Genomic DNA, 21,911 nt, shown 5'->3' with positions numbered 1-21,911 from the left:
ATAGAAATGAAACATATATTCTTAGGAATCGCAATAGTTAGTTTGGCTCTGACAAGCTGCAAAAAGGAAGTTGAAAATCCTGAAACCAATACTTCGTTTGTTTTAAGCAACGATATGCTAAAAACGACTACAACAGCCGAAGCCAAAACGGAGCCGGTAAAAAATGAGCTAAGTTTTTATGGAAAAATTACGGCAGACAATAACAAAATGATCGACGTGTATCCGCTTGTTGGCGGGAACGTAATGAAGGTAAACGTTGAGCTTGGAGATTATGTCAAAAAAGGACAAGTTCTTGCCACTATAAAAAGTACTGATGTTGCCGATTTTGAAAAACAATCTATTGATGCCAAAAGTGATTTACTTGTTGCAAAAAACAATTTAAAAGTAGCTCAGGAATTATTTGATGGAAAATTAAATTCTGAAAGTGATGTCCTTCAAGCAAAATCTGAAGTAAATAAAGCGCAATCTCAATTAAGCAAAATTCAAGAGACTTATAAGATTTACAACATCAAAGCTGGATCTATTTATGAAGTAACAGCTCCGATAAGTGGTTTTATTATTCAAAAAAGTATCAATCAGGATATGCTTTTGCGTAATGACCGTTCTGAAAACATATTTGATATTGCAGAGATTAGTGAGGTTTGGGCAATGGCTAATATTAATGAAATTGATATTAATAAAGTAAAACTGGGAACTAATGCTGCGGTTACCACTTTAAGTTATCCGGATAAAACCTTTTATGGCAAAGTAGACAAAATCTACAATGTGATTGATCCAGAAACGAAAGCCATGCAAGCCAGAATTAAATTAAGCAATACAGATTATATGCTTAAACCTGATATGAATGCCAATATCAAATTGTCTTTTAATGAAAATCAATCTATGATAGCCGTGCCTAGTAAAGCTATTGTGTTTGACAAAAGCAAAAATTTTGTAGTAGTTTTTAAAGACCGAAATAATATCGAAACCAGACAAGTAGAAGTTTACCGAGTTGTTGGAGACACAACTTATATTTCGAGTGGTTTAAAAGAAAATGAAAAGGTAATTACAAACAACCAGCTATTCATTTATGGTGCTTTAAACAATTAAGACATGAACAAATTCATTAAAAATATTATTGCTTTTTCGCTAAAGAACAAAGCATTTACTTTCTTTTGGGTTGGATTATTAGCTGTGGCTGGATTTATTTCATTCAAAAATATGCCAATCGACGCCTTCCCAGACGTTACCAATACACAAATCATTATTATAACACAATGGAATGGAAAAAGTGCTGAAGAAGTAGAGCGCTTCGTGACCTCTCCTATTGAAATTGCCATGAACTCTGTTCAGAAAAAGACCAGTGTTCGAAGTATTACGATGTTTGGTTTGTCTGTAATAAAAATCATTTTTGATGACGGCGTTGACGATACTTTCGCCCGTTTTCAGGTAAACAATTTATTAAAAAACGTTTCGCTTCCCGATGATGTCGAACCAGATGTACAGCCTCCGTACGGCCCAACTGGAGAAATTTTCAGATATATCGTAAAAAGTGACAGCAGAGATAGTAGAGAATTATTGACTTACCAAAACTGGGTAATCGATAAACAATTACGTTCACTTCCTGGTGTTGCCGATTTGAATGTTTTTGGAGGTCAGACTAAAACTTATGAAGTTGGGGTTGATCCGATTAAATTGGCTAAATATAACATTACGCCATTGCAGGTTTATAATGCAGTAAACTCTGGAAACTTAAATGTTGGTGGTGATGTAATTGAAAAAAACGGACAAGCTTTTGTGGTTCGTGGTGTTGGTTTATTAAAGTCAAGAGAAGATATTGGAAATATTATTGTTGATGATGCTGGAGGAAATCCGATTTTGGTTAAAAATTTAGCCGATGTTTACGAAAGTTCAATGCCTAGAGTTGGACAAACCGGTCTTGGAAATAATGACGATGCTGTAGAAGGAATTGTTGTAATGCGTAAAGGAGAAAATCCGCAGGAAACTCTGGCATTGATTAAAGCAAAAATCAAAGATCTTAATGAAAATGTTCTTCCGAAAGACATTAAAATTGAGACTTTTTACGATCGTGATAATCTGATGAATTTTACGACCGAAACGGTAATGCACAACTTATTTGAAGGTATTATTCTGGTTACTTGTGTTGTATTCTTATTCATGGCCGACTGGCGAACCACTTTTACAGTTTCTATTGTAATTCCGCTTTCGCTTTTATTTGCTTTTTTATGTTTAAAAATGATGGGGATGAGTGCCAACTTATTAAGTTTAGGTGCTGTCGATTTCGGAATTATCATTGACGGAGCCGTCGTAATGGTCGAAGGATTGTTTGTAGTTCTCGATCATCGAGCGCATCAATTTGGAATGGAGAAATTCAATAAAATTGCTAAAGGAAGCTTAATCAAGAAAACGGGAACAGAAATGGGTAAAGCTATTTTCTTTTCTAAATTGATTATCATTACGGCTCTGCTTCCTATTTTCTCTTTCCAGAAAGTAGAAGGAAAAATGTTCTCTCCTCTAGCCTTTACTTTAGGTTTTGCTTTATTGGGAGCACTTATTTTTACGCTGACTTTAGTTCCAGTTCTTTCTCATATTTTATTGAATAAAAATGTAAGAGAAAAGCACAACCCGTTTGTAAATTTCTGGGATCGAATTGTTTCTAAAGGATTTGCTTGGACATTTAAACATAAAGTTCAAACCTTAATTGCTTCTACAGCGTTACTTGGAGCAGTTTTCTTTTCTGCAGGTTTCTTAGGAACAGAATTTTTGCCACAATTAAATGAAGGAGCCTTATGGGTTACGGCTGAATTGCCAATGAGTACTTCTCTACCTGAAAGTGTGAAAACGGCGGCGATGATTAGAAAAGACTTAGAAAGTTTTCCTGAGGTTAAAAAAGTATTATCTCAAACTGGACGAAGCAATGACGGAACCGATCCGAATGGTTTTGGGTTTATTCAGCTTCAGGTTGACTTACTTCCAAAAGCAGAATGGAAACGTAAAATTTCTATGGACGATCTGATCAATGAAATGGATAATAAACTGAAAATTCATCAGGGAATTACGTATAATTATTCTCAGCCCGTAATTGATAACGTTGCCGAATCGGTTGCTGGTTTTAAAGCATCGAATGCAGTTAAAATTTACGGTGATGATTTGAACAAACTCGACGAACTTGCCAATAAAGTTCTGGCTGAAATAAAAGATATTCCGGGAATAAAAGATGCTGGAATTCTTAGAAATGTTGGACAGCCTGAAATAAGCGTAATCTTAGATCGTGAAAAAATGGCTGCTTACGGTGTAACTTTAAGCGATGCTCAAGCGGTTTTAGAATTGGCGTTTGGAGGAAAGACAGCGACCGAAAAATATGAAGATGAAAAGAAATTTGATGTTCGTGTCCGTTTTTCTAAAGAATACAGAAAAGATGAAAAAGATTTGGAAGAAATTAAAGTTCCAACGATTAGCGGAATCAAAATTCCTTTGAAAGAAATCTGCGATATTAAAACCATTACGGGTCCCGCGTTTATTTACAGAGACAATACCAAACGTTTTATTGGAGTAAAATTCTCTGTTCGTGATCGAGATTTAGGTAGTACAATTGCCGAAGCACAAGCAAAAGTAAATAAACTTAAACTACCTGCCGGTTACACAACGGGTTGGACAGGTGAATTTGAAAATCAGGTTCGTGCGAGTGCGCGTTTGGCTCAAGTTGTGCCAATCAGTTTAATTGGGATTTTTGTCTTGCTGTTCATTTTATTTGGAAATTTTAAAGATTCGCTTCTTGTTTTAGCTAACGTTCCGTTTGCGATTATTGGCGGAATTATAGCGCTACATATTACAGGAATGAATTTCGGAATTTCTGCTGGAGTTGGATTTATCGCTCTTTTAGGAATCTGTATTCAAAATGGAGTTATTCTGATTTCGGAATTCCATCATAATCTGAAGGCTAAATTTTCGCTCGAAGAATCTATTTTTAGAGGAGTAAAAGCCAGAACAAGAGCCGTAGTTATGACTGCTTTAATGGCTTCTATCGGATTATTGCCAGCAGCAATTTCTACCGGAATTGGTTCTGAATCGCAAAAACCGCTTGCCATTGTAATTATTGGCGGATTAATGACCGCAACAGTCTTGACGCTATTAGTATTCCCGATCTTATTCTGGGTATTCAACAGAAAGAAAGATGTACCAATAGAATAAAAATATTTAGTTTTAAATCATTTGTTGGGATTTAAAAAAGAAGAAGCATCATTAGAAATAATGGTGCTTCTTTGTTTTAGAATGCAAAATCTAAAGCAAAAAAAATGACCTTTTGCTCAGAAAGGTCATTTTTATACTAACTCAAAACTTTTTTAAACTGTTATTTCAAATCTTTCAAAAGTGCAATTGCATCTGAAGCATTTGATCCTTGTGCATATTTCAATGCAGTATAACCTTTTTCATTTTTGGTACTTGGATTTGCTCCGCTAGCCAATAAAACTTTAATGATTTCATGTTTATTGTAAAGTGCAGCGATCATTAAAGGAGTAAGATCTTCAGACATTTGGTTAACGTCTGCGCCATATTCAATAAACTTTTTAACCGTTTCAAGATCTCCTTTGCTAATTGCAACATTTAATGGATTTGCTGCATAACCTGTACGTTCAACTGGATTTTTAAAAGTTGAAATTTTGTTTGAAGCCATTGCTACATTTCCAAATGTTACTAAGGCTAGTCCTAAATAAATAACTGATTTTTTCATAATGATTGATGTTTGTTAAATGATTGATGATGATGATGATTTTTTAATTCTGATGTAAAGGTAAATTATTTTACTGTATTATGCATTACAAAGTACCATGTTTTAACTAATTCTTAACATTCACTTAATAATACGATAATTAAAGAACCTAAACGTTACCAAATTAATGGTTTTACTATAATAGACTACAGAAAACCAAAAATGTTACAATAAATCTTATTGATTTTTCAACTAGCATGAAAAAGATAACATTACAACAGAAGCGCTCTTTTCTAAATCTTATTTTTATAGATAAAAATTAAGAAAAGAGAAACCTGATTCTAAAGCCTGTAAATAGAAAAGTGCAATTCAGTATTTTTTGAATTGCACTTTATTTTTTCTTATTTACTACTTCTGCGATTTTCTTTTATTACTTTCAATAACGTAATAGAATCGGTTGCTTTTGCATACTCTGCGTAATTTAAAGCTGTAAGTCCATGCGAATTTTCAATTGACGAATCTGCGCCATTTTCAATCAAAATTTTTATGATTTCACAATAATTAAATCGTGCCGCAAGCATTAATGGCGTCATATTATTTACCATTTTATTGACATTGGTTCCATACATTATAAATTTCTTGACGGCCTCAATATCGCCTTTGCTTACTGCAAGATGAAATGGTGAGTTTCCATAAGCAGAGAATTCAACTTGGTTTTTAGCTTCTAAATCAAAGTTTGATGCAAACGAAGCATTTCCTAAAAAGAAAACTGCTCCTAAAATAATTACTGTTTTTTTCATGATGATTGTTTGTTAAATGATTGATGATGATGATTTACTATTTAGACGACTCAAAAATGAATTTGGTTGCATGATTTTGAAAAAAAAAAAGCGCAATTCGGTTTAATCCAAATTGCTCTTTCGCATAGACATAAGAATAGTCTAAATTTTAAACTTCTTGCTATAAATATTCTTTACATCTTTTTCAAATAAAGTAAACGGATCATAATAAAATTTTAGAAAATTACTTTCGCTAACCTGCTCAGGAAAAGGCGCATAATAATGCGTTGGACTTACAGCATCATTTCGCCATACTAAAACGTAAGCCAATTCTAAATTTTGAGATTTTAATGTTTTCAGCAAAACCTCTGTCCACCAATTTTCGTTTGGAATAGATTCTAATCCTGTTTCTGTAAATGCAGCGAGTTTTTTCTTTTTTAGAGCCAAATCAGAAAATATTTTAAGCTTTTTTATTCCTGCTTCTAAATCATATTTTCCGTCTCTGCCAAAATCTCCATAATCATCCATCCCCAACAGATCAACAAATTCATCATCAGGATAACGTTCCAAATATTCCGATTCAGAGTTAAATCGATTGTCTGGGGAAAAAGCGTAAATAAAATTGTGGACTCCCAAAGTGTCTTTCAAATAAGAAACCGTAAACTGCCAAACTGCAATAAAATCTTCTCGAGAAGCATGCGATTTTCCCCACCAGAACCAATCGCCATCAAATTCATGAAAAGGTCTGAAAATCATTGGAGAAAGTTTTCCATCTTTTGCTTTTACCGAATGAGCAAAATCGGCAATTGTTTTTAAAATTTCTTTATACTGCTCATGATGAGAACCTCCGGGTTTTATTAAAGACATTGAAGCTGTTGAAATTCCGTCTTTCCAATAAAATCCGCCTTCAGAAGCGGGATTATTAAAATGCCAAGAAACCGTTGTAATTCCGCCTCTTTCATAAGTGGCAATTACATTTTTTCTTAAAACTTCTTTAGCTTTTTCAATCTGTTCTGTAGGTCGTCCTGAAAAATCACTAAAATCAATCCCAATAACCGCTGGATGAGAACCCGTAACTGACTTTACATCAGAACGATTGGGTTCATTACTCCATCCGTGACCGTATTCGAGTGCGTGCTGATGCCCGAAAAGAATATGATTTTTAGAAATCGTTTTTAAATTCTGGTAAAGGTTTTTCGTTTCTTTTGTCGCATTTTTATCAATTTGCGCAAAAAGAAAATGCCCTGCTGTAAGACATACAAATAACAGGGCATTTTTTTTCGGTATAAAGTTCATGGTTTAAATAGTTCGTTTAAACCCAAAATTACTATTTTGAAGAAAGGTAATCTAATACATTTTTTTCAATACGTTGATCAATATTGTCAATATCAGCTTTTACAAATTTTTCTCCTAAAATATTCTCGTACAATTCGATATATCTTTCAGAAACAGATTCGATATATTCGTCTGTCATATTAGGAATTTGCTGCCCTTCTTGACCTTGAAAACCATTTTCGATTAACCAGCGGCGAACAAATTCTTTAGATAATTGTTTTTGCTCCTCACCTTTTGCTTGTCTTTCTGCATATCCTTCAGCATAAAAATAACGAGAAGAATCTGGTGTGTGGATTTCGTCTATTAAAACAATAACACCATCTTTTGTTTTTCCGAACTCGTATTTTGTGTCTACTAAAATCAACCCTCTTTGAGCTGCGATTTCAGTTCCTCTTTGAAATAAAGCACGAGTATATTTTTCTAAAACTAAATAATCTTCTTCAGAAACAATTCCTTTTGCTAAAATGTCTTCGCGAGAAATATCTTCGTCATGAGAACCATTATCTGCTTTTGTGGTTGGCGTAATAATTGGTTCTGGAAATTTATCATTTTCTTTTAAACCTTCTGCCATAGTAACACCGCAAATTTGTCTTCTTCCTGCAGCATATTCGCGTGCAGCATGTCCAGAAACGTATCCGCGAATAACCATTTCTACTTTAAAAGGCTCGCATAAATGTCCAACAGCAACGTTAGGATCTGGAGTTGCAATCAGCCAGTTTGGAACGATATCTTGTGTCAATTCCATAAATTTTGTTGCAATCTGATTTAGGATTTGTCCTTTGTACGGAATTCCTTTTGGTAAAACTACATCAAAAGCCGAAAGTCTATCGGTAGCCACCATTACTAAAAGTTCGTCGTTAATATTATAAACTTCTCTAACTTTTCCGCGGTAAACTGATTTCTGGTTCGGGAAATTAAAATTTGTAGTTGTGATCGTATTACTCATTATCCTTTTGGTTGTGTTGTTTTTTATGAATGCAAATTTAAAACTATTTGACAGAGCAAACAAAGAAAATATCACTTCAATTTAAAGAGGTATTATTTAAAACTTAAAATGCCTTTTCCAAATGATTTTATGGAGTTGTCTAAACTGCCAAGTGTCGTTTCTGGCAACTTTTTGATATCATGTGATGAAACAATCAAAATTTGTCCGTGATCTTTGGATGGCGCATTGGGCACAAAAACGACAGCGTTTCCGTTTTGATCTTCTTCAATTAAATGGGCTGGCTGCCAAAAATTTCCATTTTTAAGTAAAATTGGCAAATCTGTTACAGGTTTTGGAATAACATTTCTCTTCAATAATTTTTCTTCCGCTTCTTTCTTATTCTTTTCATAACCTGGCAAAAAAATCATTAATTTTTCGTCTATCCATTCTGTAAAGTGTTTTAAAACAGCCAAACGCATCAAAAAACCACTAAAATAAATTAAAGCCAGCAAAATTATTCCGCCAGCTATATCGGTAGCATATTTTCCTAAAACAAGATCCAATCGCAGCAAATGCGCAAACTTTTCTCCGTAATTCTGAAAGAACTTCCAGACTTTTTCCAGCAAAACAAAAAAAACTAAAAGCGGCAATAAAACCAATGCTCCCGAAATACAATTTCGTTCAACTTGAAGTAAAAATCTTTTCATGGTTTGAAAATTAAGGTTAAAAAAATAAGAGCTAATTCACAGAGAATTAGCTCTTATAAAAATAACTATAATTTATTATCCAGCAATAAAACTGAATATAAAACATTATGAATTAGGTTGTTGCAAATTCTTTATCTAGAATTTTAGAGGCAATATATTTTGCTACTCCATCTTCGGCGTTGGTTTCAATAACTTCTAAATCGGAAAGCTCTTCTTTTAGCGAAGCTGGTGCATTCCCCATAATAAGTCCTTTTCCAGCTGCAGAAAGCATTTGAACATCATTGTAGCCGTCTCCAAAAGCAACTGCTTCTTTTAAAGTGAAACCTTCTTTTTCTAAAACTCTTTCAATAGAAACCGCTTTGTCGATCGATTTGTCCATAAACTCTAAACAAGTCGGCAAGCTAAAAGCATGGTGCAAATGTTCTGAAGAATTCGCTAAAATTTCGTCTTTCAACTTCACTAATTTCTCATGATCTGCGCAAGAGAAGAAAATTTTAATGGCAGCAAAATCATCCAAAGCTTTATAATCAACCAATTCTGGACGGTATTTTAATTCTTCTTGAAAAGAATTCAATTTTTCATTCCATTTATTGGTTTGCCAAGTATTTTCTTTAAACAATACAACTGTAATTTCTGGATCGATTTCTACATTTAAAGCCGCTTTTACAATATCACTGTTTAAGTTGAATGCAAAAAGTTCTTCTTTATTTGGCGAATGAATTCGAGCTCCGTTTGAACTCACTAAATAAACGGGAATTTCAAGTTTATCAATGATAGCCATTGCATCCAAATGATGGCGGCCAGTTGCTACCACAATTAGATAGCCTTGATTGTGAAGTTCTTGAAAAATTGTTTTGGTATAGTCTGAAATTCTGTGCTGTGGATTAAGTAAAGTTCCGTCAAGGTCACTTACTACCACTTTTATATTTTTAAGTTTTGTCATCTTAATATTCAAATAGGTATAATTGCAAATTTACGGTTTTAAGCTCGGAAGAACAAAGTTTGAGCCATTTGAAAGCATGAAATACGGCAAGTTTATTATTTATTTAACTATTTCGTTAAATATTAAGTTTTCGATAATTAAACTTTAATAGTTCCTGATTTATATAAATTTAACGCTTTTTGAATAACCGTTTCAATTTGTTCTAAAGGCAAATCTTTTTCTGAATCCATTAAAAAAACCTTCATTCTTGATCTATTTTCTTGAATTAAAAATGGCTCATCAAAATGCTTTCCTTCTACAATTCCGATATAAGGCTGATTTAATTTTTTATGAATCCATAAATAGCAGAACATTTTCTTTTTATAGCAAAAAAATGGCATTCCGTATTTTAGAACATTTGTAATTTCTTTATCTTGACGAAGAATGATTTCGCTTAGAGCTAACAAAGTTTCTCTAAATGGTATTTTTGAATTCTCATAAAAATCATCTACTTCTTTCATTTCCAATTAAAATAAAAAAAATATTCGTTTTGCACTTTTTTTAAAACGTACAAAACGAATATTATTAAATGTTAAAACACAATTCACGATTTACATTTAACATTTCACTAAAATTAGTATTAATCGTGATTTTCAATCTGCTTATAAGCATCAATTACCTTTTTAACCAATCTGTGACGCACGATATCTTTATCATCTAGATAAATAATTCCAATACCATCAATGTCTTTTAAAACCAAAAGTGCTTCTTTAAGTCCAGAAATTGTTCTTCTCGGCAAATCGACCTGACCAGGATCACCCGTAATCATAAATTTGGCATTTTTTCCCATACGGGTCAAAAACATTTTCATTTGCGAATGCGTGGTATTTTGTGCTTCATCCAAGATTACAAAAGCATTATCCAATGTACGTCCGCGCATAAAAGCCAATGGCGCAATCTGAATAATTCCTTTTAAGATATAATCTTCCAATTTTTCATTCGGAATCATATCTCTTAAAGCGTCATAAAGAGGCTGCATATAAGGATCGAGTTTTTCTTTCATATCTCCAGGCAAGAATCCCAGATTTTCTCCTGCTTCAACCGCAGGACGCGTTAATATGATTCTTTTTACTTCTTTGTCCTTCAGCATTTTTACTGCCATTGCAACACCAGTATAAGTCTTACCAGTTCCAGCGGGACCAACTGCAAAAACCATATCGTTCTTTTTGATCGTATCCACCAGTAACTGCTGGTTGGGCGTCATGGCTTTAACTATTTTTCCGCCAACACCATGAACTAAGATTTTGTCATGATCGTAAGCTCTTTTTTCATCCTGACCGTCACTCATTATAACACGTTCAATCACATTATCATCAATATTATTGTAACGTGTAAAATGAAGCATTAATCGCTGAAATCTTTTTTCGAATTCGTCTAAAACTTCTTTTTCGCCAAATGCTTTTAAAGTTGTCCCTCGCGCTACGATTTTAAGCTTCGGGTAATACTTTTTAATAATTTCTAAATGGCTGTCTTGCGCGCCCCAAAACTCTTTTGGTGCAATATCTACTAGCTCGATTATTCTTTCGTTCAAATGAAGTAGTTTTAAATTAAATAATTCAGTTATTATTTTAGAGTTGTCGGGTTCTTTTTGTTTCAGTATTCCGTTTTCAATTGTTCTAATTTTCTAAACAAATATAACTGAATACTTAAAGCTATAAACTGATAGTATTTTAACAAATTGTGTTTTCTTTCTTTCAATTTGCGTTTACTATTATTAGCTTTGCATTTCTCAAATTTAATGAAATTTAGATTTAAATACTATCAATAGTTATAAACAAAATTATGTCAATAATTACCCTTACTACAGACTACGGCTTGAAAGATCACTTTGTGGGGTCGCTGAAGGGTAAAATACTTTCTGAAAATCCAGAGGTTCAAATCGTTGACATTTCTCATGACATTGATCCCTTTAATACTGCCGAAGCCAGTTACATCATTGGCGCTGCTTATATGAGCTTTCCAAAAGGAACGGTACACTTGATTGGCGTTGATATTGAGCGCAATAAAGAGAATCAGCACATTGCCATGCAGTGGAACGATCACTACTTTATTTGCGCCGATAACGGAATCTTGAGTATGCTGACGCAGAAAATCGTTCCGCAGAAAATTGTCGCGATCAATATTCACGATCGTTTCCCGATTGAAGCTACAGATTTGGATATTTTCATTCAGGTAGCTTCTCACCTTTCTAAAGGCGGTTTATTGAATGTAATTGGAAAAGAAATTTCAGCCATTAAAGAAGCTACCGAACTGCAAGCTCTTGTGGCTGACGACGGAAATTCTATAAAAGGCAACATCATTTACATTGATCATTTTGGAAACGTAGTTACGAATATTTCTAAAAAGCAATTCTTAGAAATTTCGCGTGGGCGTCCGTATGAAATCCTGATGAAACCAAAAAGCATCAAAACCATTTTGCCCAATTATTCGGCAATTGCAACTTCTGATAAATATCCGATTAAAACGTATGAAGGCGAAAAACTGGCGATTTTTAACGAAGCTGGTTATCTTGAAATTGCCATTTTTAGAAGCAATCCTTCTAAAGTTGGTTCTGCAAATAGTTTGTTAGGATTGAATTATCGCGATGTGATTACGATTAAGTTTTCGTAACGAAATTTTAGATTTTCAATAGATTTACCATAAAGTTTGTCATCCTGAGGAACGAAGGATCTCCATAAGTAACTCTGCAAAAATTGGAGATATACTTTATGGAACATATTGCGGAGATCCTTCGTTCCTCAGGATGACAAACAAGACTTAAAAAAAAATATAAAAACAACAATCAAATTTGGTATTTTTGCGCACCTGTAAGACTTTAGACTTTCAAAAAATCTAAAATCTGCAATCTCAAATCTAAAATAAAAAGAATGTTTGTTCGAATAGTAAAAATGAGTTTTCACGAAGAAAATATTCCCGCTTTTCTAGAGAATTTTAAATCTATAAAACACAAAATACGAAATGCTGAAGGAAATCGTTTTTTAGAATTATATCAAGACAAAAACAATAAAGAAATATTTTTCACATACAGCTATTGGGAAACTGAAGCTGATTTGGAAAATTATAGAAATTCTGAACTTTTCGATTCGGTTTGGACTTTTACAAAAAAGTTATTCAATGCAAAACCAGAAGCGTGGAGTGTTGATAAACTTGTTAGTTTAGATTAAAATTTAACCGCAAAGCACGCAAGGATTTTATCTTTAGATGCTTTTTAAAAACGCTAAGCTCGCAAAGCGTTGAGTAAAAACTTTGCGAACTTTGCGTAAAACTTTGCGTTCTTTGCGGTTAAAAAAATTAAACACAAAGTAAGGCAACTTGAAACTTGAAACAATAAAAAACTTGAAACAAAATATTTAAATGAAATCAATCATTTTACGAGAAATAAAATCCTTTTTTGGCTCTCCAATTGGCTATTTGGTCATTGCGATTTTCTTAATCAGCAACGGACTTTTTTTATGGGTTTTTAAAGGAGAATACAATATATTAGATACAGGATATGCCGATTTAACTCCGTTTTTCACTCTAGCGCCTTGGATTCTAATTTTCTTAATTCCAGCCGTAACCATGAGAAGTTTCTCTGACGAAAAAAAACAAGGAACTTTAGAATTATTATTAACCAAACCTTTATCAATCTGGGAAATCGTAAATGGTAAATTCTTTGGTTCATTTTTATTGATCATTTTGGCTATAATCCCAACTTTAATTTATGTAAAAGTGATTTCCGATTTAGGCTCGCCAGAAGGTAATATTGATATGGGAAGCACAATTGGTTCTTACTTCGGTTTATTGTTTTTAATCGCTTCTTATTCAGCAATCGGGATCTTTACTTCTACCCTTTCAGAAAATCAGATTGTGGCTTTTATTATTGCCGTATTCTTATGCTTTTTCTTTTATTTTGGTTTTGAAGGATTAAGTTCGCTAATTCCAGGATCAAATGGTTTTATTTCTACTTTAGGAATGCAAAATCACTTTAAAAGTATGAGCCGCGGAGTCATTGACACGCGTGATGTTATTTACTTTCTAAGCATTGCAATCGCATTTTTGTCTTTTACTGTTTACCAATTAAAATCTTATAAAGCTTAATGAAATCTGCTACCAAACATAATTTAAAGACATTAGGCATCACTATTTTTATTTTAGTTGTTTTAAATGTTCTTGGAACCCTATTTTTTCATCGTTTTGACTTAACCAAAGACAAACGATATACCTTATCTCCAACTTCATTAGGAATTCTAAAACAAGTTCAAAATCCGCTTTCTATAAAGATTTATATGGAAGGAGATCTTCCAGCAGATTTTAAACGTTTACAGCAGGAAACAAAACAATTATTAGAAGAATTTCAAGCTTATAATAAAAATATAGTATTCGAATTTGTTGATCCGTTAGAAAATGAAGAAGAAAGCGATGAACTTACAAAATCGCTTTTTCAAAAAGGATTAACCCCAATAAATATTACCGTTGACGACAAAGGAAAACAATCTCAGGAAATGGTTTTTCCGTGGGGAATTGCCGTTTATAACGAAAAAGAAGTTAAAATTCCTCTTTTGAAAAACATAATGGGCGCTTCGACTACTCAGAAAGTAATCGGATCGATTCAGCATTTAGAATATTCTATTGCTGATGCGATTAATAAAGTGACCAAAAACAAGCAGAAAAAAGTTGCCATTATTAAAGGAAACGGTGAATTAAGAGAAAGACACATTGCAAAAATGTTAGAGCAAATTCACGAAAGTTATCTAATTGGACCTTTCACTTTAGATTCTGTTGCCAAAGATCCAAACGGAACTTTAAACGCATTAAAAAAATACGATTTAGCAATTATTTCTAAACCAACAGAAAAATTCTCTGACGAAGAAAAAGAAGTTCTGGATCAGTTTATTATAAATGGCGGAAAAACGCTTTGGCTTATCGATCAGGCGGCTGCCGATATGGATAGTTTGTACAACGACATGGGCGCAACGCTAGCTTACCCGAGAGATTTAAATTTGAATGATATGTTCTTCAAATACGGATTCAGAATTAATCCTGATTTGGTTAAAGACGAACAAGGAAGCCCAATAAAACTAGCCACTGGCGAACAGGGAAGCGCTACGCAATATCAAGATTTTATCTGGAAATTTGCTCCGCAAGTCTATCCGACAAGCCAGCATCCGATTGTAAAAAATCTGGGCGGAATTAGATTTGATTTTGCAAACCCTATTGATACTTTGAAAAACGGAATCAAAAAAACGGTTTTATTGCAATCTTCTCAGTATTCTAAAACCATTGGAACTCCTGTAGAAATTAGCCTGAACATGGTTACCGAAAAAACAACTCCACAAGAATATTTGAACAAAGGCAACAAACCGCTTGCTGTTTTATTAGAAGGTTCTTTTGATTCGGCTTTTGAAAATCGAGTTTTGCCTTTCAAAGACAATTCATTTGCTGCAAAAGGAAAAGCAAATAAAATGATTGTGGTGGCTGATGGAGATATCGCGAGAAATCAATTAGACAAAAATAGAATGCCGGTTGAATTGGGTTACGACCAGAGAACTGGGCAATTATACGATAATAAAGACTTCATCATGAATTGCATTAATTACCTTCTTGATGACACAGGACTTATTAACATTAGAAGCAAAGATGTAGAACTGCCTTTGTTAGACAAAGAAAAAGTTTACGAAAGCTACACTTTTACCCAATTCATAACTATCGGAGTTCCAATTCTAATTTTAGCAGTTTTTGGTTTGGCATTTACTTTTGTAAGAAAAAGAAAGTATAGCAAATAGATGTTAATAAAAAAATGTAATACTTTGAATAGTTTAAGATATATTTGTAATCCGTATATTTAGCCCTTTATTTGCTAATACGGTCCATCAAAAAATAAAATAAAACAGATGAAATTTATAGTATCGAGTTCTTACTTATTAAAACAATTACAAGTTTTAGGTAGTGTAATCAACAGTAACAATACGTTGCCTATTTTAGACAACTTTTTATTTGAACTAAACAATAATGAGTTGACCGTTTCGGCTTCAGATCTTGAAACGACAATGTCGGCTACATTATCTATCGATTCTACAAGTAAAGGAAGCGTAGCAGTTCCTGCTAAACTTTTGCTTGAAATTTTAAAAACTTTCCCAGAACAGCCGTTAACTTTTACTGTAGAAGATAACAATACAGTAGAAATTAGTTCAAATTCTGGTAAATACGCTTTAGCTTATGCTGCAGGAGAAGAATTTCCTAAAGCAGTAAGTCTTGAAGATCCATCTGTAACGCTTGTTCCTGCAGAAGTTTTGGCAACTGCGGTAAGCAAAACGATTTTCGCAGCCGGAAATGATGATTTACGTCCGGTAATGTCTGGAGTATTCTTCCAGTTCTCACCAGAAGGATTAATTTTTGTTGCTACAGATGCTCATAAATTGGTAAAATATGCACGTACAGATGTAAAAGCTTCTCAAGTTGCAGATTTCATCATGCCTAAAAAACCTTTAAACATTTTAAAAAGTATTTTAGGAACTTCTGACGCAGAAGTGAAAATTGAATACAACGATTCAAATGCGACTTTCTCATTTGACAATTATATCTTAATGTGCCGTTTAATTGATGGAAAATATCCTAACTACGAAGCGGTAATTCCGAAAGAAAATCCAAACAAATTAATGATCGACCGTTCTTTATTCTTGAGTTCTGTTCGTCGTGTTGCGATTTTCTCTAACAAAACTACACACCAGATTCGATTAAAAATCGCTGGAGCTGAATTAAACGTTTCTGCAGAAGATATTGACTACTCTAACAAAGCAGAAGAAAGATTGACTTGCGATTATCAAGGTGATGATTTGCAAATTGGTTTCAACTCACGTTTCTTGACAGAAATGCTAACCAACCTTCAGTCTGATATGATTATGCTTGAAATGTCTTTACCAAACAGAGCTGGAATTTTAACCCCAGTTGATGGTTTAGAAGAAGGAGAAACAGTTACTATGCTGGTAATGCCTGTAATGTTAAATAGTTAACATTAAAGTTTCTTTCTGTTACAGGGATATTTTTTAGTTTCGAATTAAAGATATATCATTGTAAAAAAAAAAGATATCGCTATTAACCAACCATTTTTTATACCTAGAAACCGCAATTCCTCTAAAGAGTTGCGGTTTTTTATTTAGGCTTATTTTTGTTTTTTTGTTTCCGTTTTCATGTTTCAAGTTGATATGCTTTATGTTTTTTTATACCGCAAAGAGCGCAAAGTATACGCAAAGATCGCAAAGCTTTTTGAGAAGCTTTGTAAAAGCAAAGTGACGCAAAGCTTTGTGTTCTCTGCATTCTTAAAAAAAATCAAAATAAACTCTTAGCGACCTTTGCGTATACTTTGCGCCCTCTGCGTTAAAATCTCACAAGCCAAGAACTGAAACCTGAAACAAAACAAACAAAAATCCGTACCTTTACAATATGAAAATAGAAATTTGGTCGGACATCATGTGTCCGTTTTGTTATATCGGAAAAAGACAATTGGAAACTGCTCTTGCGGTATTTCCTAATGATGAATTTGAAATTGAATGGAAAAGTTTTCAGCTTGATCCAACGATAACTTCTCAGCCTGATACGGACGTTTACACGTTCTTAGCAGAAAGAAAAGGCATGTCGGTTGAACAATCTAAAGAAATGCATAAAAACGTGGCAGAACGTGCAAAAAGCGTTGGTTTAGATTATAATTTCGACAAAGCCGTTATCTCTAATTCTTTAAACGCGCACAGAATCATTCAGCTTGCTAAGACCAAGAATATGGGCGACCGAATGGAAGAAATTTTCTTTAAAGCTTATTTTACAGATGGACAAGACTTAAATAATGGTCAAACCTTGATTAAATTAGGAACTCAAGCTGGTTTAGAAGAAAATGAAATTAGAGAAGTTCTAGAAAGCGAAAACCTTTTTATTAAAGAAGTGCAAGCAGATATTAAAGAAGCTGCCGAAATTGGCGTTCAAGGAGTTCCTTTTTTTGTATTTGATCGCAAATATGCTGTTTCGGGTGCCCAGCCTATAGAAACTTTTGTAAAAACAATTCAAGAAGTTTTGAAATAAAACTTCAAACTTATAAAAATCTAAAAGCGTGCTGTTTACATTTAAACAGCACGCTTTTATTGTTTAGCTCTACTAAGAAACTAAAAAATTAATGACTTGCTCTACCTTTTGAATCGTTAGATTTTGTTGTAGCGCTTTTTCCTCTAGAACCAGTAGTTGATTTTTGAGTTTTTCCAGAATCTTTCATTCCAGATTTCGAATCTTTTCTTGAAGTTTCCATAATGTTATAATTTTTTAAATTATTAGTATTACAAATTTGCAAAATACGTAAGTGCTTATTTTACAGAATTATATTTCAGTTTTACAAAATAAGAATTAGGAATAATAGGCCTTATAAATAAATCATGTAAGATTAAAAGTAAATCCTATAATTTTTTTAAGCGTCTAATTTTCAAATTTGTATATAGCTTTTAAAAAAAACTTACTAATTTAAAATAAGCAGCCATGAGAAAAGATGCCAACAGCCGATATACTGCAGAAATAAATGATTTTAGATGCAGTAAACCTGATCATATTGACACTGCACATGAAAATGAAGCAATGGATACTGAATTTACTTCTGGAGAAAATCCTGATACAAATTACAGATGCAATGACTTATCTGATGACTGTTACGAAATCATAGAAAGCGGATTAAATCTGGCTGAAGACAATACGCCTTTTTCTTCTCATGACGAATCAAATCCGTATGACAGTTATAATCTAGATCATGAAGATGATAAATACAATTGTCCTCCTTATAGAAATTTTGATCACTACTAATTTGAAAAAACACTATGTCTCCAAAAAATGATCAGGAAATTATGAACGAATACTTGTCTAATGAAAGAACTTTATTAGCATGGATTCGTACTGGAATCGGAATAATGGTTTTTGGATTTGTAGCGGTTAAGTTTTCATTATTTCTAAAACAACTTCCCGCTAAATATATTGCCGAAACTGTTGCACCAAATAGTAATTACACCATTTATTTAGGAATTGGATTATTGATTTCTGGTGCGTTAACGATTTTGCTATCCTATCTGCGTTATATTCACACGATCAAACTATTAAAAGCAGGAAGGTATCAGTATTCAACCGCAATGCTTACCTTTATTACCATGATGCTGTTTGTACTAAGTATATCGCTTATAGCCTACTTAATAATAGCAGCCACTGCATAAAATATAATTATCTAATTGTCCAAATTTTCTAATTCTCTAATTAAAAAATGAATCAGCCACTTTTACAGTTTAACGATAAAGGAATTTACTGCCAGCAAGCAGATGTTTATCTGGATCCGTGGCGTCCGGTAAAAAATGCGATTATTACACACGGACATTCTGATCATGCGCGCTGGGGACATGAAAATTATATTACGCATTATTCTAATGTGCCTATTATTAAATATCGTTTGGGCGAAATAAATGTCTCAGGCAAAAACTGGAACGAAACTTTTACCATAAATGGAGTGAAATTTTCTTTTCACCCAGCTGGGCATATTATTGGCTCTGCTCAAATTAGGGTTGAATATAAAGGTGAAATATGGGTTTTTACAGGCGATTACAAAACAGAAGATGACGGGATTTCAGTTCCGTATGAAGTGGTAAAATGCCACTCTTTTATAACCGAATGCACTTTCGGACTTCCCGCTTTTAAATGGGAACCGCAAACCGATGTAATGACCGATATTAATAATTGGTGGGCCGAAAATCGTGCGGAAGGAAAAACGTCTGTTTTATTTGGCTATTCTTTAGGAAAAGCACAGCGATTATTAAAATATCTTGATCCAAGTATCGGGCAAATCTACACTCATGGCGCGATCGAAAATATGACCAATATTTTACGTCCTCAAATTGATTTGCCACCAACAACCAGAGTTACTGTCGAAACTAAAAAAGAAAATCTGTTAGGCAGTATTGTCATTGCACCTCCAAGCGCACACGGAAGTTCTTGGATTAGAAGAATGACTCCTTTTGTGACAGGAACTGCAAGCGGGTGGATGGCTTTTCGCGGAGCAAGACGCAGACGAGCTGTAGATAGAGGTTTTGTTTTGAGTGATCACTGCGATTGGACAGGATTACTCGAAAGTATTAAAGCAACTGGTGCCGAAAAGGTAATCTGCACACACGGATATTCAGATATATTTTCGAGATACCTCCGAGAATTAGGTTATGATGCGCGAACAGCTCATACACAATATGATGGAGAAACGAATGACACTGATGAATTATGAGTTATAAATTATAACTTCAACTAGAAATCAAACCGATAGCAATAATTCATAACTAATAACTCAAAATGAAAAACTTTGCCGAACTTATAAAAACCTTAGATAGTTCTAATAAAACATCGGTAAAAGTTGATGCGCTGACTCATTATTTCCTGAAAGCAAGCGATGAAGACAAAGTCTGGACGATTGCTATACTTTCGCATCGCCGTCCTCCCCGACCGGTTAACACGACTTTATTGCGTTTATGGGCAAACGAACTTGCCAATATTCCGCTTTGGCTGTTTGAAGAAAGTTATCACATCGTAGGTGATTTGGCCGAAACTATTGCGCTTGTTATTCCGACTACAAAAGAACATTCCGATAAAAGTCTTACGGAATATTTACAAGAAATAATTGCTTTAAAAAAGAAAACAGATTCAGAGAAAAAAGAATATTTGCAGAGTAATTGGCTGAATTTAAATTATTATGAACGCTTCGTTTTCACTAAATTAATTACTGGCAGTTTTAGAATTGGTTTAAGTCAGAAGTTGATGACGAGAGCACTTTCTAAAGCTGAAAATATTGACGAAGATACGCTTGCTTACAAATTAATGGGTGATTGGAATCCGAATACGGTTACGTTTCAAGAATTGATTTTAGACGAAAAAAGTAGCGATTATTTATCTAAACCTTATCCTTTTTATTTGGCTTATCCGATTGAAGGCGAACTAGAAAATTTAGGAAATCCTGAAGATTGGAGCGCCGAACATAAATGGGACGGCATACGTTCACAAACCATCATTCGCGATAATGAAATTTATGTGTGGAGCCGCGGCGAAGAATTGGTTACCGACAAATATCCAGAATTTAGCTCTTTCTTAGGTGTTATTCCGAACGGAACTGTAATTGATGGCGAAATTCTTCCTTTCATAGACAATCAAATTGGGACTTTCAATGACTTGCAAACTAGAATTGGACGCAAAAATGTTTCTGTTTCGGTTTTAAAGAAAACTCCAGTAATTATTAAAGCTTACGATTTATTGGAATGGCAAGGAAATGATATTCGAAATCTTCCTTATGAAGAACGCCGAAATTTATTAGAAAAACTTATTACGACTTTATTAGGAAAAGATATTCCGTTACAGCTTTCAGAAAGAGTTACTTTTTCGACTTGGGAAGACATTATAAACGAAAGGCTTAAATCTCGCGAAATGAAAAGCGAAGGTTTGATGCTGAAACGAAAAGATTCTCCGTATTTGGTTGGAAGAAAAAAAGGCGATTGGTGGAAATGGAAAACCGAACCTTTAACAATCGATGCAGTCCTCACCTATGCCATGCGCGGCCACGGACGACGTTCCAATTTATTTACGGATTATACTTTTGCGCTTTGGCAGGAAAACGGAAACAACGAACGCGAACTCGTCACTTTCGCGAAAGCGTATTCTGGTTTAACAGATGCTGAATTTAGAATGGTAGATGATTTCATCAAAAAAAATACTTTAGAGCGATTTGGACCCGTAAGAAGCGTAACACCAAAATTGGTTTTTGAAATTGGTTTTGAAGGCATTGCTCTTTCGAAAAGACACAAAAGCGGTGTTGCAACCCGTTTTCCTAGAATTTTAAGGTGGAGGCATGATAAAAAAATTGAAGAGGCTAATTCTATTGAGGATTTGAAAAGTATGATTGTTTGATGATTTTTTTTAAACACATAGAGACATAGTATTAGAGGATGGTTAAAAGGCGTTTCACTGGGTTTGAATGCACATAGTACGCTTGTCCTCCTGAGCGGAGTCGAAGGACACGTTAGAAACTCCACAATCAAAATCGCCAATCTTTGTAGAGCTACTTGCGTGTCCTTCGACTCCGCTCAGGAAGACAAAAAATGAGAATAAATCAGTGTAAAACAAAAACTTTGCGACTTAGCGACTTTGCGAGATTAAAAAAAATCGTGCCTTAGCGACTTTGTGGCAAAAAATAAAACTCTGTAAAGATTGTCGACTTAGATTGTAGAGCTAATTATGTGTCCTTCGACTCCGCTCAGGAGGACAATAAATAAGAATAAATCAGTCTGAAACAAAAACTTTGCGACTCAGCAACTTTGCGATTAAAAAAAAACTTCGAGCCTTAGCGCCTTTGTGGCAAAAGATAAAAGTCTATAAAGATTGTCGACTTAGATTGTAGAGCTAATTATGTGCCTTTCGACTCCGCTCAGGATGACAAAAATGAACA

Annotated in this window: 21 protein-coding genes; 12 read left to right on the top strand and 9 right to left on the bottom strand. The window is 33.9% G+C overall.

Annotated elements, in window-relative coordinates:
• Positions 1 to 6: 6 nt before the first annotated feature.
• Together ACWA1F_RS21685 and ACWA1F_RS21680 are read left to right on the top strand one after the other, a co-directional pair.
• Entirely contained in the window at positions 7 to 1,089 is a 1,083-nt protein-coding gene (locus ACWA1F_RS21685) for an efflux RND transporter periplasmic adaptor subunit (protein WP_456896860.1), read from the top strand.
• Between the two features lie 3 nt (positions 1,090 to 1,092).
• On the top strand, positions 1,093 to 4,191 hold the full coding sequence (locus tag ACWA1F_RS21680; RefSeq protein ID WP_456896858.1) for an efflux RND transporter permease subunit: 3,099 nt from the start codon (positions 1,093 to 1,095) through the stop codon (positions 4,189 to 4,191).
• A 160-nt stretch (positions 4,192 to 4,351) separates the two neighbouring features.
• Here the strand turns inward: ACWA1F_RS21680 and ACWA1F_RS21675 are convergent, their stop codons facing one another.
• From ACWA1F_RS21675 to ACWA1F_RS21640, 8 genes are all read right to left on the bottom strand, one after another.
• On the bottom strand, positions 4,352 to 4,732 hold the full coding sequence (locus tag ACWA1F_RS21675; RefSeq protein ID WP_306156524.1) for an ankyrin repeat domain-containing protein: 381 nt from the start codon (positions 4,730 to 4,732) through the stop codon (positions 4,352 to 4,354).
• Between the two features lie 380 nt (positions 4,733 to 5,112).
• Positions 5,113 to 5,511 (bottom strand): ankyrin repeat domain-containing protein, encoded by a 399-nt coding sequence (locus tag ACWA1F_RS21670; RefSeq protein WP_456896856.1) that lies wholly within the window; start codon positions 5,509 to 5,511, stop codon positions 5,113 to 5,115.
• Between the two features lie 141 nt (positions 5,512 to 5,652).
• Complete coding sequence (locus ACWA1F_RS21665) at positions 5,653 to 6,786, bottom strand: glycoside hydrolase family 26 protein (RefSeq protein ID WP_456896854.1); 1,134 nt, start codon at positions 6,784 to 6,786, stop codon at positions 5,653 to 5,655.
• 31 nt (positions 6,787 to 6,817) lie between these two features.
• Positions 6,818 to 7,771: a phosphoribosylaminoimidazolesuccinocarboxamide synthase gene (locus tag ACWA1F_RS21660; protein WP_456896852.1), complete on the bottom strand. Its 954-nt coding sequence runs from the start codon at positions 7,769 to 7,771 to the stop codon at positions 6,818 to 6,820.
• A gap of 92 nt (positions 7,772 to 7,863) precedes the next feature.
• Positions 7,864 to 8,457 carry a hypothetical protein gene (locus tag ACWA1F_RS21655; RefSeq protein ID WP_456896850.1) on the bottom strand — a complete coding sequence of 198 codons (594 nt, stop codon included), beginning with the start codon at positions 8,455 to 8,457 and terminating at the stop codon, positions 7,864 to 7,866.
• Positions 8,458 to 8,569: 112 nt separating this feature from the next.
• On the bottom strand, positions 8,570 to 9,400 hold the full coding sequence (locus ACWA1F_RS21650) for a Cof-type HAD-IIB family hydrolase (protein WP_456896848.1): 831 nt from the start codon (positions 9,398 to 9,400) through the stop codon (positions 8,570 to 8,572).
• A gap of 137 nt (positions 9,401 to 9,537) precedes the next feature.
• Positions 9,538 to 9,900, bottom strand: coding sequence for a DUF1801 domain-containing protein (locus ACWA1F_RS21645; RefSeq protein WP_456896846.1), 363 nt, complete (start codon positions 9,898 to 9,900; stop codon positions 9,538 to 9,540).
• A gap of 119 nt (positions 9,901 to 10,019) precedes the next feature.
• Positions 10,020 to 10,970 carry a PhoH family protein gene (locus tag ACWA1F_RS21640; RefSeq protein WP_306156511.1) on the bottom strand — a complete coding sequence of 317 codons (951 nt, stop codon included), beginning with the start codon at positions 10,968 to 10,970 and terminating at the stop codon, positions 10,020 to 10,022.
• Positions 10,971 to 11,221: 251 nt separating this feature from the next.
• Between ACWA1F_RS21640 and ACWA1F_RS21635 the strand changes: the two genes are divergently transcribed.
• From ACWA1F_RS21635 to ACWA1F_RS21610, 6 genes are all read left to right on the top strand, one after another.
• Entirely contained in the window at positions 11,222 to 12,049 is an 828-nt protein-coding gene (locus tag ACWA1F_RS21635) for an SAM hydrolase/SAM-dependent halogenase family protein (RefSeq protein WP_306156509.1), read from the top strand.
• A gap of 257 nt (positions 12,050 to 12,306) precedes the next feature.
• The gene (locus tag ACWA1F_RS21630) at positions 12,307 to 12,603 is read left to right on the top strand and encodes a putative quinol monooxygenase (protein ID WP_456896844.1); all 297 of its coding nucleotides are present in this window, start codon (positions 12,307 to 12,309) and stop codon (positions 12,601 to 12,603) included.
• 190 nt (positions 12,604 to 12,793) lie between these two features.
• A complete protein-coding gene (gene gldF / locus ACWA1F_RS21625) occupies positions 12,794 to 13,519 on the top strand; it encodes a gliding motility-associated ABC transporter permease subunit GldF (RefSeq protein ID WP_456896842.1) in 726 nt (241 codons plus the stop codon).
• The gene (gene gldG / locus ACWA1F_RS21620) at positions 13,519 to 15,204 is read left to right on the top strand and encodes a gliding motility-associated ABC transporter substrate-binding protein GldG (protein WP_456896840.1); all 1,686 of its coding nucleotides are present in this window, start codon (positions 13,519 to 13,521) and stop codon (positions 15,202 to 15,204) included. The genes gldF and gldG overlap by 1 nt, the downstream gene beginning before the upstream one ends.
• 108 nt (positions 15,205 to 15,312) lie before the next feature.
• A complete protein-coding gene (gene dnaN / locus ACWA1F_RS21615; protein WP_306156501.1) occupies positions 15,313 to 16,431 on the top strand; it encodes a DNA polymerase III subunit beta in 1,119 nt (372 codons plus the stop codon).
• 430 nt (positions 16,432 to 16,861) lie between these two features.
• The gene (locus ACWA1F_RS21610; protein WP_456896838.1) at positions 16,862 to 17,491 is read left to right on the top strand and encodes a DsbA family oxidoreductase; all 630 of its coding nucleotides are present in this window, start codon (positions 16,862 to 16,864) and stop codon (positions 17,489 to 17,491) included.
• Between the two features lie 88 nt (positions 17,492 to 17,579).
• Here ACWA1F_RS21610 and ACWA1F_RS21605 read toward each other — a convergent pair whose 3' ends face one another.
• Positions 17,580 to 17,711, bottom strand: a complete 132-nt coding sequence (locus tag ACWA1F_RS21605; RefSeq protein ID WP_456896836.1) for a hypothetical protein — start codon at positions 17,709 to 17,711, stop codon at positions 17,580 to 17,582.
• A 224-nt stretch (positions 17,712 to 17,935) separates the two neighbouring features.
• On the opposite strand from ACWA1F_RS21605, the gene ACWA1F_RS21600 reads away from it, so the two are divergent.
• The 4 genes from ACWA1F_RS21600 to ACWA1F_RS21585 all read left to right on the top strand — a co-directional run bounded on the left by ACWA1F_RS21600 (position 17,936) and on the right by ACWA1F_RS21585 (position 21,373).
• On the top strand, positions 17,936 to 18,253 hold the full coding sequence (locus ACWA1F_RS21600; protein WP_456896834.1) for a hypothetical protein: 318 nt from the start codon (positions 17,936 to 17,938) through the stop codon (positions 18,251 to 18,253).
• A gap of 14 nt (positions 18,254 to 18,267) precedes the next feature.
• Positions 18,268 to 18,654 carry a YidH family protein gene (locus tag ACWA1F_RS21595; RefSeq protein WP_456896832.1) on the top strand — a complete coding sequence of 129 codons (387 nt, stop codon included), beginning with the start codon at positions 18,268 to 18,270 and terminating at the stop codon, positions 18,652 to 18,654.
• A 47-nt stretch (positions 18,655 to 18,701) separates the two neighbouring features.
• Positions 18,702 to 19,706: a ligase-associated DNA damage response exonuclease gene (locus ACWA1F_RS21590; RefSeq protein WP_456896830.1), complete on the top strand. Its 1,005-nt coding sequence runs from the start codon at positions 18,702 to 18,704 to the stop codon at positions 19,704 to 19,706.
• Positions 19,707 to 19,771: 65 nt separating this feature from the next.
• Positions 19,772 to 21,373 (top strand): ATP-dependent DNA ligase, encoded by a 1,602-nt coding sequence (locus ACWA1F_RS21585; protein ID WP_456896828.1) that lies wholly within the window; start codon positions 19,772 to 19,774, stop codon positions 21,371 to 21,373.
• Positions 21,374 to 21,911: the final 538 nt, after the last annotated feature.

It is taken from the genome of Flavobacterium erigeronis (assembly GCF_054075165.1).
The sequence above is the reverse complement of the archived record's forward strand: the minus strand, read 5'-3'. Positions and strand labels throughout refer to the sequence as shown.